Source organism: Faecalibacterium sp. Marseille-Q3530 (assembly GCF_017377625.1).
GTDB classification, from domain to species: domain Bacteria; phylum Bacillota; class Clostridia; order Oscillospirales; family Ruminococcaceae; genus Faecalibacterium; species Faecalibacterium prausnitzii_E.
This window is the reverse complement of record NZ_JAFREH010000013.1, coordinates 1-12,185: the sequence shown is the minus strand read 5'-3', so window position 1 is coordinate 12,185 and position 12,185 is coordinate 1. Positions and strand designations below refer to the sequence as shown.

The following is a 12,185-nucleotide window of genomic DNA, read 5'->3' as shown; positions in this document are numbered from 1 at the left end:
CTTTACAGTTCCTCGCCGTTGGTCTCAATCACATGCTGATACCAGTAGAAGGAGTCCTTGGGGGTCCGTGCCAGCGTGCCATTCCCCTGATCGTCCCGGTCCACATAGATCAGACCATATCTTTTCTTCATCTCGCCGGTACTGGAGGAAACCTGGTCGATACAACTCCACATGGTATAGCCAATGGTCGGGATTCCATCCTCACAAATGGCCGCTTTCAGCGATTCGATATGACGACGGAGATAATCGATCCGATAGGGGTCATGTACAGAACCATCTGTCTCCAGCACATCTGATGCACCCAGACCGTTCTCTACGACAAACAAGGGCTTCTGATATCGGTCATAGAGGTAACGCATGCTTAACCGCAGACCCATTGGATCGATCTGCCATCCCCATTCATTAGACGGCAGATAGGAGTTTACAATTCCTATGACCACATTGCCCTTTGCCTTTTCGGCGCGCTCTCTGCTGCCTGTCTGAGTTAATGAGTTATAGTAGCTGAATGCGATATAGTCCACCGTGCCTTTTTTCAGAATCTCCAGATCTCCCTGCTCCATTTGCAGGATGACACCTTGGCGATCCAGCTGTTTCAGCAGACGCTGAGGGTACTCACCCCGCACCTGTACGTCGGGGAAAGCCAGCATCCCCGCCATCATATCATCGGCAGCTTTGACATCCAGTGGGTTACAGGTTTCGGGGTATACTCTGCCAAAGAGGGTCATACAGCCAATTTTGAAATTTGGATTGATTTTATGGCCCAGTAGTACAGCTTTGGCGCTGGCAACAAATTGATGATGGGCCGCCTGATAAGTAACCTGCATCCGGTTTTCATCAGGACGAATCTGAATTCCTGCAGTACGCCAGGTATCAAATTCCAGGGCATTCATTTCGTTGAAAGTCATCCAGTATTTTACTTTGTCTTTGTAGGCAGTAAATACCGCTTCGCAATATCGAGTGAAGAAATCCACCACACGGCGATCTCGCCAGCCGCCGTATTTTTTCACGAGGCCGAGAGGCATCTCGTAATGGCTCAGGGTCACCACCGGCTGGATGCCATATTTCAGACATTCGTCGAACAGATCGTGATAAAACTGCAAACCCGCGGGATTAGGTGACAATTCATCTCCGTCCGGGAAGATTCGGCTCCAGGCAATGGATGTGCGGAAGCACTTGAATCCCATCTCTGCAAAAAGGGCCACATCCTCTTTGTAATGATGGTAGAAATCCACCGCCACATGATTCGGATAATACACACCATCTTCGATACTTTCTGTCATCTGACGTTTGACGGTTTTGCTACCCGCAGTCATGACGTCCATAATGCTTAAACCTTTGCCATCCGCATCATAGGCACCTTCCATCTGATTGGCCGCAGCCGCTGCTCCCCACAAAAATGGTTCTGGGAATTTACTCATAAACAATCCTCCAATTCAGCAATTTCTCAGTTTCAGGCAGGATTTTTAATAGAAACTTTGTCTGCCTGCGATGGACATATTGTCAAAACCATCCAATACTCTAAAGCCTTGAAAGTGAGTACAGTTGGGGTGCAATTACATTGTATTTATGCCCCATTGATACTTCAAAATTCCTCCATGAGCTTCACAGTTTATTTAAACTAATAAGTGGTGCCTGCCTACTACTCGCTTTTCAAAATAATTTTTCCACTTCAAAAAAAATGGAGACTCCTCCTAACACACACAAACATACAACAACATGCTTGTATGTGCAAGGAAAAGCCTCCAAAGAGTAACAAACCTTACATATTTTTTGTATTTTACCACTGTTAATGCAGTTTTGTCAATCGTCATATGCACCAAAATAGCGCTTAAATTTTGTACGTTATAATAAATTTCGTTTTGTGGAGCCAAGCCTTTTTGCGCACATTATATTCAGAATCTGATGTTGGGGGCAAAAGGTCAAAGGTAAAAAATTACGATAAATAAACGAAAGATACCCAATATGGTAGGAAATGTGATATACTATAAGCACATCGAAGAAGAAGGTGTGCGTATGTCTTTCAAGGAAAACGGATTTCAGCAGATATCATTCTTCTAGTTTTTTGCAGTCTGCTGCCCCTGCAAGATACATCGCCTTATATCGGGTGCATTCCAGCTCATTGCAGATCTCATCCAAGGCGAGGTATTGCTTCCACGCTTCTTGGCTGATGATGCTCTGCAAGGCTTTCTCTGCCGCTATTTTGGCGTTTTTCAGCCGTTGATAGTTTTCGTCCTCGCCCAGCATTTCAGAAAAAATCGTGCTGCTGTGCTCAGAATAACAAGCCTCCAATTTTTGGTTTTCCATAGCACCCCTCACAATCCGGCAACCCAGCCACTAAAACGCTCTGCTGTATCTGCAATCAAAGTGCCCATGAAAATCAACACAAAGCAGCCAAACTCTGCCACCAGTAAGATCAAAAACTGCATCCACTCCCGGCAGTACAGTGTATAAAGGCCGCAGCCGAAGATATACAGCATGGGCAGAGCCAGCACGAACGCCGACAGGTTCAGCGTCCATTTCAGCATCAGCGCAAGGAAAGCAGTAATCAGCCAAAACGGGAAAACGATCATCTTAAAAACGAACCTCATATCCAGCACCTGCCTTTCTTTCGTTCCTATTATAAAGGTGTCAACCCCTGCGCTGCAAGGATGTCAACCCGTATGTACCCCGCAGCCCTCCAACTGCGGGGAAAATTTTAGAGTTCTGCCAGCCGGGAAAGAATCTGCCGACCAATGTCGATCAGCTCGTCCAGCCGCTGCCGCAGGTCCTCCATGTCGGCGGCGTAGACCCGACCATTTTCGTTAGCGGCTTTGGCATATTGGTTCAGGTTGTTGCTGCACATCTGCAAAAGATATGCCATGCGCCGCAGTTGCGGCAGGTCAAGATTTAGGCAATAGCCATCCAGTGCCATTTTACGGATATAGGCACTCAGGCTTCGGATGCCCATGCCCAGCATTTTCTCATAAATGCGGTTCTTCTCGGTTTTTGTGGTTCTCAGGATAATGATTTCATCCCGCTTTTCCCTCACCGGGCATCACCGTCCTTGTCGTAATAACTGCGGAAGGGCTTCACCGGCTCCGGCTTGTCGGATTTTTCTTCCAGAGCCGCCAGTACCGAGGGGCGGCGAGAGGCATCCTCGTCTGGCTGTTCCTCCTGCTCCGGGTCATGGCTCTTTTCGTCTACGTCCAACTGAGCATTCAGTTCCGCAAGCCGTGCTGATTTTTCAGCCAGTTCTTCTTCCTGCGGGAAGGGCTTTTCCACCTCGATCTGCGCCGCCGCCTGCTGCTGATGCAGAGTGGCGAGTTCATTCTCAGCAGAGTTAATGCGCTCCGGGAAGTTGTTCAGCGAATTATCCAGACGGATAATGTTGCCCAGCGGGTCGGTGCCTAAGGGCACCGTGTACTTCCGCTGGCCCTTCAAAAGTGCCTGATACTCGCTGCGAAAGGTGTCGAACCGCAGAGACAGTTCAAAGCCCCGGTAGCTGCCGATCACTTTTTCCTCGGCATTGGGCAGTTCGGAGCAGGCAAGCACCAGACGCTCACCGGCGGTCTTTTTCTCATCGTAGGTCACGCCCCTGATGGTCATGCCGCAAAACTCCTCCTTGCCCTGCGGATGGGCGGCGGCAAGCTGTGCGTCCGCTTTCACCCCAGCAATATAGGCGTTCGTTTCCCGAATGTCAGCCGGGAATTTGGTCAGCAGCTTGTCTTGCAGACGGAATTTCTGGCTCTGGTGGTCAGCTTTCAGCACCTTCAGCTTGGCGACCTGAACGTCCAAGTCCATCTTCTCCTTGATGAGCGGATTTCCGGCACAAAGTGCCTTGATCTCCGCATAGGAAAGTGCCTGCTCGTCCACGTCCTCGCAGGAGCGCACCGGAGATTTGGAAGTCATGATTTGGCTGATGAATCGCTGTTTATTCTCAAGGGTCTGAAACAAGTACGAGTCAAATGTCCCTTCCGTGACGTAATTGAACACCTTGACTTCCTTATTCATATTGCCCTGACGGATGATGCGACCATTGCGCTGGGTCATGTCGCTGGGCTTCCAGCCAACATCCAGATGATGCACCGCCACAAGTCGGGACTGGACGTTGGTGCCCGCTCCCATTTTTGCAGTGCTTCCGAGCAAAACTCGCACATCGCCGGAGCGCACTTTGGAGAATAATGCCGCTTTTTTTGCTTCGGTATCGGCGTTGTGGATAAACTCGATCTCATTTTCCGGTACACCAGCGGCAATCAGCTTTTTGCGAATATCATCGTAGACGTTGAAATTGCCATCGTTCTTTGGTGTTGAGAGGTCGCAGAACAAAAGTTGGGTCAGCTTCTGGTCTTTGCCTTTCTCCCAGATCTTCAGCACGTTCTGAACGCATACGTTCAGTTTGCTGTTGGGGTCGTCCGGCAGCATGGGGTTCATCAGGCGAACGTCCAAGCCAATCTTGCGCCCATCGTTGGTGACGCAGAGCATATTGTCCACGGACGCATCCACGATGCCGGAGTGGATTTCTGCAGCACGTTTGCTCAGTTCCTGCACCATTTCCTTTTGAATCTCCGAGGGTTTTGCCACCACGGTCTCAAATTTTGCGTTCGGCACAGGCAGGTGGAGCTGGTCAGAGGTCTTGATGTCGGCTACCTCCTTGAACATGGACATCAACTCCGGGAGATTGAAAAACTTTGCAAACCGGGTGCGGGCACGATAGCCGGTGCCCTCCGGGGCAAGTTCGATGGCGGTGGTGGTCTCGCCAAAGGTGGATGCCCAGCAGTCAAAGTGGGTCAGTTTTTTCTGCTGCAAGGTGCTGTACTGCAAATACCGCATGACCGTGTACAGTTCGGTCATGGAGTTGCTCACGGGCGTGCCCGTGGCGAACACCACGCCCCGCCCGCCGGTGATCTCATCCAGATAGCGGCACTTGCCGAACATATCGCTGGATTTCTGGGCTTCGCTCGTGGATAATCCTGCGACATTCCGCATTTTTGTGGTCAAAAAGAGGTTCTTGTAAAAATGGCTCTCGTCCACAAAAAGCCTGTCAACACCCAGTTGTTCAAAGGTAATTACATCGTCTTTACGCTCATCGGAGCGCAGTTTTTCCAGCTTGGTTTCCAGCGTTTTCCGGGTCTTTTCCATCTGCTTGATGGAGAAATTCTCACCTGCGTGGACTTTCAGCTCATTGATGGCGGCAAGCGTTTCATAAATTTGCTCCTGAATGATACGTTCCTGCCGCTCAAAGGACAGCGGGATGCGCTCAAACTGCGAATGCCCGATGATGACGGCATCGTAGTCCCCGGTGGCGATGCGGGCACAGAATTTTTTGCGGTTGGCAGTCTCAAAGTCCTTGCGCCGTGCCACCAGCAGTTTCGCATTGGGATAAAGGTTCAGAAACTCGCTTGCCCACTGCTCCGTCAGATGGTTGGGCACGACAAAAAGGCTTTTCTGGCACAGCCCCAGCCGTTTTGCTTCCATAGCGGATGCCGCCATTTCGTAGGTTTTGCCCGCGCCAACTTCGTGTGCAAGCAGCGTATTACCGCCATAAAGCACATGAGCGATGGCGTTGCGCTGGTGCTCCCGGAGGGTGATTTCCGGGTTCATACCGACAAAATGGATGTGGGAGCCATCGTATTCACGGGGGCGAGTTGAGTTGAACAGCTCGTTATACTGCTTCACCAGCGCAATGCGCCGCTGAGGGTCTTGCCAGACCCAGTTGGCAAAAGCGTCCTTGATGACCTGCTGTTTCTGCTGCGCCAGCATGGTCTCCCGCTTGTTCAGTACACGCTTGGGTTTGCCCTCGGCATCCTCGATGGTGTCATAGATGCGGACATCTTTCAGATTCAGGGTTTCCTCCAAAATCTTGTAGGCGTTGGCACGGGATGTGCCGTAGGTTTCAGAGGAAATAATATCGCCCCGCCCGGTGGCGGTCTTGCCCTCCACACGCCACTCTGCGGTATAAGGAGAATACCTCACTTTGACTGCATGGCGCAGATAGTAGGGGATCTGGAAGGTCTCGGTCATAAACTTCTGGATGATGTCCGGGGAAAGCCATGTTGCGCCCAACCGCACATCAATTTCTGAGGCTTCCAGTTCTCTGGGCTGCGCCTTGGTCAGCGCATCCACATTGACCACAAATTCCGGGTTCGTCTCGGCGGCGAACTGCGCCATTCGCAGCTTTGCCCGGACATCGCCGGACAGGTACTCGTCTGCCATCTGCCAGCCTGCTTCCGGGTCGGTGGGGTCGGCGGCAGGATCTTTGAAGATCACGCCGGAGAGTTCGGTGGTGATGCGCCCGTACTCGCCGGGTGTGCCCAGCAGTTCTGCCATATAAGGCAGATCAACCTTGCCATGCTCCCCCATGGACACTGCCAGTGCTTCACTGGGGGTATCCACGCTGGTGACGGTGCGCTCCGGGCGAATGGTGCGCTTGGTGAACATCGCCGCCTTGCTCTTGAGCTGCCCCTGCTCGTCCAGATTTTCCAGCGAACACAGCAGATAATACGAGGAATCCTGCTCAAACAGCCGCCCATTTTTGCGGTCGTTCAGCAGACCGTATTTTGCGGTAAAGGCATCGTAGACAATGTTCAGCTTTGCCTGTGTCGCTTTAATATCCTCGTCCGGGTAATCGTTCAACTGCTGGTCAATCAGGTCGTTGACGATCTGCCGCAGCTCCACCATGCCGGTGACACGCCCCTTGGCGGTGTCGGACAGCTCCACCTGCGTCATCACGGAGTTTTCCCGGTAGAACACCTCACCGTCCACCACCGTGTAGGAGAAGTTTTTCACATCCGGGTCAGCCGGGAGAATATGCTTCTCGTTTTCGGCATCCGCAATATCTGGTGTTTCTACCTCGACTTCGGTGTACTGACCCTCAATATGCTGTACCGCTTCGGCAAGCTGATCGGCAAGGCTAGTGCCATCGATGGGCGCAACGGTCAGGTCGTGACCGTATTGGGTGCTTTCCAGTTCCAAATTTCCCAGCACCATTTCCGGGTGGTCTACGAAATACTGGTTGATGGCAAAGCCATCTTCGGTCTTGCCCAACTGCACCCATGCAGGTTCGATGTCCGCAGGGCGGTCACGCTTCTGCAAAAAGATAATATCGCTGACAACATCCGTGCCTGCATTTGCCTTAAACGCATTGTTGGGCAGACGGATAGCTCCCAGCAGGTCAGCACGCTCTGCCATGTGCTTGCGGGCGGTGCTGTCCTTGCTGTCCATGGTGTAGCGGCTGGTGACGAATGCCACGATGCCGCCCGGACGCACTTGGTCGATGGCCTTGGCGAAAAAGTAGTTGTGGATAGAAAATCCCAGCTTGTTGTACGCCTTATCGTTGACCTTGTACTGACCGAAAGGCACATTGCCCACCGCCAAATCGTAGAAATCACGGCGGTCGGTGGTCTCAAAGCCAGCGACGGTAATGTCTGCCTGCGGGTACAGTTTTTTCGCAATGCGCCCGGTGATGCTGTCCAGTTCTACGCCGTACAGCCGGCTATCTGCCATGCTGTCCGGCAGCATTCCAAAGAAGTTGCCCACACCCATGGACGGCTCCAAAATGTTGCCAGACTGGAAACCCATGCGCTCCACGGCATCGTAGATGCCACGGATCACGGTGGGGCTGGTGTAGTGAGCGTTCAGAGTGCTGGAACGGGCGGCGGCGTATTCGTCCTCGGAGAGTAACCCTTTCAGTTCGGCGTACTCCTTTGCCCAACCGTCCCTGTTGGGGTCGAAAGCATCTGCCAGACCACCCCAGCCTACATACTGGGAAAGCACCCGCTGTTCCTCAGCGGTGGCACCACGGTGCTCCGCCTCCAACCGAAACAGGGTGCGGATGGCTTCGATGTTCCGGGCGTATTTCTGCTTAGGACCTCCGATACCCAAATCATCATCCGTGATGTGGAAGTTCCCGGCAGGCTCCGGCGCAGGTTCAGCATTCAGGGCCTCATCCAAGGCGGCGGCATCCGGGAAGGTCTGCACCTTTCCGTCTATCACAGTAGAGATGGGCAATTCGTCCAATTCCTCATCGGAAAGTTGCGGAATATCCTGTTCCTGTTCGTACAACTCCCGGACAAGCGCCAGCGGTTCCTCCCGGAAAATCGGCATCCGCATTTCTGCCAGTGCCACATCCTGCAGGGTCACGCTATCTTTATCAAAATTTACCGTATCAACCCGGAAAGTGCGCCCCTCCATGTGGATGGTAGTGCCCAGCGGCAGATAATCCTCCCGGCGCAGATACTTGGTCTGGTGGTGGGTACCGTCCTCGTTCAGCCCAGCAAGATAGACGTTCTCGCCGCACTGCCACAGTTGTTTGGCACGGTATGCCCACTGGTCGCGTGGAAAACCGGTGACCGGGACTGTGCCCAATTCCGTTTCCTTTTCCAGCAACTTTCCACCTACAAGCTCGCAGACCTTCCGGGCATCCTCGCCGTAAAACTCAAACTGTCCGTTCTGCTCAAAGCCTACCAGAGCGTCCGGGTACTGCTCCTTCAGGGCGTTGTACTCGGTGGCGGCATCCAGCGGCAGCCGTGCCGGGCGTTCTTCCGCCTTGCTGTGGTAGTGCTCCAGTTCATCATCCGTGACGCTGACGAGTTCCGAAAAATCCAGAGCCTCCAACTCGGTTTCAGTCAGTTCCTCCAGACTTTCGTACTGCCGCTCGTCTATCAGCACCTCACCCAGATACCGTTCCACCCGGTATCCCACCAAATCCACATTAACTTGAATGGGAATCTCCTCGTCTGTGGCGTTGGTGTAGGCGATGCCGATCTTGGACAAATTGGAGAAGTCCGGCTCGGAGTCGTATTCCTCCAAGCAGAAATCCCGGATCAGGTTTTTTGCATGGGTCAGGGCACCATCCGGCTTTGCGCTGATGGGTGGCGTGTAATACTCCTTTTCCTTGTCGGTCAGGTAGCGGTCGGACTGAATCATCAGGTCGATATATTGTTCCACCTGTGCCCATTTCAGGGTGGTTTTCTGGTGGTCGGGGTAATGGTCGAATTCCAGCCCTTTCCAGTCATGGTTGACAAAGCCTCTGCTGCCGTCCAAAAAATCGTGGGAGTGCCCACCGATGCCGTATTCCTTTGCCAGTGCCTTGGCACGGAGATTGCAATCAGGCTGGCTCTGGTACAGTGCCATAATGCGCTGCTTACCACCTGCAAATCCTGAACCGTGCTTACGCAGTTCGTTCTCGATTTCCGCCTGCGACAAAACAAAAGCGGAGGGCGTTTTTTCGCTCTCCGCTTGGTCGATTTTTTCGATTTGCTGGGCTTCTGTGGGGATATTCGCATCCAGAAAACTTAGCTGTAGATCAGCTCCGTCAGCACCAGTTCCTCGGCCTGCGCTTTCAGGCTGTTCATGTGCTGCACCCATACCATCTGATTCTGCTCCTTGTCCGGGGCCGGGGCCTGCTTCAGCAACTGCTCCATGGTTTGCTGCATCCGGCTCTCTGCTGTTTGCTCCACCTCCGTCAGGTGCGGGTACAGGCTCCCGTTCAGGAGCATCGTGTTGTACAACACCGGGCGATGGTTCATCAGGTACGTCCGGCGCAGCCTGCCGTACTTGCCCAGCGGCTTCCGGGGCTGGTTCAGGGTCAGGTTCGGGAGCTGGTAGTCCCCGACGGTCGAGTAGGTCACGTTCCTGCTGTTCATATTCATATTGGCTCCTTTCGTTGTTTCTGCGGCGAATGGTTGTTTTAACGGTGCGCTCAATTTGGCGTAAGACATCCCGGCTCATGTCGCTGACTGCTGCGCCGAGGGCAAAGACGGCATCCGGGGTGGAGAAGTTGTAGATCGCCTGAAAATCGTCCTTGTCGAACCACCCGGCAGGCTCGAATCCACAGCGTTCCAGCAACGTGTAGGTGACGCTGATGGCGGCAGCGGACTTGAACTGCATCTCCATCCCGGCTTCATCATAATCCATCAGCAGCGAACCGTCAACGATGACGCGGATGTCTCCGCCGTTGTTGTCCCAGTAATCTGCCACCAGTTTCCCGGCAACATCCGCAAGCTGCTGGCTGACACGCTCCCCGCTGATGCCGTAGGTCTTGCTCAACATCTCCGAAACCGACTGCATCAAATCGGGACCGAGCTGCCACACCTCCGGATCACGGGAATTGCGGCGCACCCCGGTGTCCGACACATCAAACACATAGTGCAGACGCGGGTATCCGCTAGATTCGTCTAGCAGAGCGATACCCTTGGAGCCGCGCCGGACATACCGGTTCATGCGGTTGTTCCAGACGTCGTAATCGGCGCAGGCTGTGGCATCGGGTCGCTGAGCGTAGATCATGAGCTGGTCTGCAAAGGGGTACTTGTACAGCCGGGATGCGGTGGCCAAGTAGTCCGTCCAGCTTTCCCAGTACCGGGTCAAGCCGTTGGCCGTGCGCTGGGCAAGGGCAAGGTATTCTTCGGTTTTGCTTGACATTGTTGCCTCCTTCCGTTTTTGAGCATAAAAACAGCGGGCAACCGTTTTATAGTTGCCCGCAGGGGAATGTATTGTGATACGAAATATTGTATCTCTGTAAAATTTATGATACACTAATCCTGTTTGTGGATAGAAAAAAAGGATAGGAGTGTGTTACTATGGATTCACAACAACCCAAGCGTAGCGCCTTTTCCGGTAAGATCGGCTTTGTTCTTTCTGCTGCCGGCGCATCCGTGGGCCTTGGCAACATCTGGCGTTTCCCGTATCTGGCCGCAAAATATGGCGGCGGGATTTTTCTGCTGGTGTACATTGTGCTGGCCGTTACTTTTGGTTACACCATGATCGTGGCAGAAACCGCGCTGGGCCGCATGACCAAAAAGAGCCCGGTCGGCGCTTTCGGAGCATTTGGCAAGAGCGGCAAGCTGAAGTTTGGCGGATGGATCAATGCCATCATTCCCATTCTGATTGTACCGTACTATTCGGTCATCGGTGGCTGGGTCATCCGTTATCTTTCCACCTATGTCAGTGGACACGGCAGTGAGTTAGCACAGGATGGCTATTTTTCCGCTTTTATTTCCAGCGGCCAGTCTGCCGAGGTGTGTTTTCTCATCTTTACGGTTTTCACGCTGGCCATCATTTTTGCCGGTGTTCGCAATGGTGTGGAACGTGTGTCCAAACTGATGATGCCTGTTCTGGTGGTGTTATCTGTGGTCATAGCTATTTACTCGGTCACCCGTCCGGGCGCATTGGCCGGTGTCAAGTATTTCCTGATTCCCAACGTTGCAAACTTTTCATGGATGACTGTTGTCACCGCCATGGGGCAGATGTTCTACTCTCTGTCCATTGCCATGGGCATTCTGGTGACCTTCGGCTCCTATATGAAAAAGGATGTTTCCATTGAGGAATCCACGGAAAATGTCGAAATTTTTGATACTGCCATTGCAATCATGGCAGGTCTGATGATTATTCCTGCTGTGTTTTCCTTCTCTGGCGGTGACCCGAACACCCTGCAGGCAGGCCCTTCTTTGATGTTCATCACCATCCCCAAAGTATTTGAGAGTATGGGGTTCGGCCACGTTGTAGGCGTACTGTTCTTCCTGTTGGTTCTCTTTGCCGCTGTTACAAGTTCCATTGCCTTGACAGAGAGTGCCGTTTCCACCTTTGAGGATGAACTCGGCTGGAACCGACAGATGGCTACCGCCTGCATTGGTATTATCATGGTTGTCTTAGGCAGTCTGTCCGCGCTTGGCTACGGCCCGCTGGCCGGTGTGACGGTGTTCGGGATGCAGTTTCTGGACTTCTTCGATTTTCTGACAAACTCTGTTATGATGCCCATCGCCGCCATTTCCACCTGCGTGCTGGTATCCCGTGTCATCGGCGTAGAAAAAATCGAAGAAGAAATCACAATGGACGGTAAACCGTTCCGCCGCAAAAAGATTTTCAACTTTATGATTCGCTATCTTTGCCCTGTCTTCGCAGCAATCATTCTGATCAGTTCAGTGGCCAATACTCTTGGCTGGATTTCCATGTGACAACAAATTTTTGAAAAAGGCAGCTGTTTCTCTTTATTTAAGCGGAAACGGCTGTTTTTCTTTAATGAAAAATTCTATGTACGCCGCCCGCAGGCGGCAAAAATCAGTCCATAGGAAACTCAACCTCCGCAAACTCTGCATCGGTCAGCAGTTTCAGCTTTTCGATGACCTGTTCGGACAGTTCCCGCAGAGCAGTTTCATCGGGCATCAGGTAGCACTGCATCAGCCGCAGTTCGTGGATAAGCCCCAGCCGGG

General features: G+C 52.6%; 8 protein-coding genes. 1 reads left to right on the top strand and 7 read right to left on the bottom strand.

The features are described 5' to 3' along the window. Nucleotides 1–2: 2 nt before the first annotated feature. From J3350_RS10640 to J3350_RS10615, 6 genes are all read right to left on the bottom strand, one after another. Complete coding sequence (locus J3350_RS10640) at nt 3–1,418, bottom strand: 6-phospho-beta-glucosidase (protein WP_207686590.1); 1,416 nt, start codon at nt 1,416–1,418, stop codon at nt 3–5. A 628-nt stretch (nt 1,419–2,046) separates the two neighbouring features. Continuing rightward, a complete protein-coding gene (locus J3350_RS10635) occupies nt 2,047–2,304 on the bottom strand; it encodes a hypothetical protein (RefSeq protein ID WP_207686589.1) in 258 nt (85 codons plus the stop codon). A gap of 8 nt (nt 2,305–2,312) precedes the next feature. After that, nucleotides 2,313–2,588 carry a hypothetical protein gene (locus J3350_RS10630; protein ID WP_207686588.1) on the bottom strand — a complete coding sequence of 92 codons (276 nt, stop codon included), beginning with the start codon at nt 2,586–2,588 and terminating at the stop codon, nt 2,313–2,315. Between the two features lie 107 nt (nt 2,589–2,695). Beyond that, complete coding sequence (gene mobC / locus J3350_RS10625) at nt 2,696–3,028, bottom strand: plasmid mobilization relaxosome protein MobC (RefSeq protein WP_207686587.1); 333 nt, start codon at nt 3,026–3,028, stop codon at nt 2,696–2,698. Then, nucleotides 3,025–9,111, bottom strand: coding sequence for a DEAD/DEAH box helicase family protein (locus tag J3350_RS10620; protein WP_370569312.1), 6,087 nt, complete (start codon nt 9,109–9,111; stop codon nt 3,025–3,027). The genes mobC and J3350_RS10620 overlap by 4 nt, the downstream gene beginning before the upstream one ends. Before the next feature lie 161 nt (nt 9,112–9,272). Continuing rightward, nucleotides 9,273–9,629 (bottom strand): TnpV protein, encoded by a 357-nt coding sequence (locus J3350_RS10615; protein ID WP_207686586.1) that lies wholly within the window; start codon nt 9,627–9,629, stop codon nt 9,273–9,275. A 927-nt stretch (nt 9,630–10,556) separates the two neighbouring features. On the opposite strand from J3350_RS10615, the gene J3350_RS10610 reads away from it, so the two are divergent. After that, nucleotides 10,557–11,930 (top strand): sodium-dependent transporter, encoded by a 1,374-nt coding sequence (locus J3350_RS10610; protein ID WP_207686585.1) that lies wholly within the window; start codon nt 10,557–10,559, stop codon nt 11,928–11,930. A 103-nt stretch (nt 11,931–12,033) separates the two neighbouring features. Here the strand turns inward: J3350_RS10610 and J3350_RS10605 are convergent. Then, nucleotides 12,034–12,185 (bottom strand): transposon-transfer assisting family protein (locus J3350_RS10605; RefSeq protein ID WP_207686653.1); only part of this gene is annotated, 152 nt, incomplete at its 5' end.

Excerpts from the sequence above, each read along its gene's own strand:
- J3350_RS10640 (WP_207686590.1), bottom strand. The coding sequence starts at position 1,418 with ATGAGTAAATTCCCAGAACCATTTTTGTGGGGAGCAGCGGCTGCGGCC.
- J3350_RS10635 (WP_207686589.1), bottom strand. The coding sequence starts at position 2,304 with ATGGAAAACCAAAAATTGGAGGCTTGTTATTCTGAGCACAGCAGCACG.
- J3350_RS10630 (WP_207686588.1), bottom strand. The coding sequence starts at position 2,588 with ATGAGGTTCGTTTTTAAGATGATCGTTTTCCCGTTTTGGCTGATTACT.
- J3350_RS10620 (WP_370569312.1), bottom strand. The coding sequence starts at position 9,111 with ATGGCACTGTACCAGAGCCAGCCTGATTGCAATCTCCGTGCCAAGGCA.
- J3350_RS10615 (WP_207686586.1), bottom strand. The coding sequence starts at position 9,629 with ATGAATATGAACAGCAGGAACGTGACCTACTCGACCGTCGGGGACTAC.
- J3350_RS10610 (WP_207686585.1), top strand. The coding sequence starts at position 10,557 with ATGGATTCACAACAACCCAAGCGTAGCGCCTTTTCCGGTAAGATCGGC.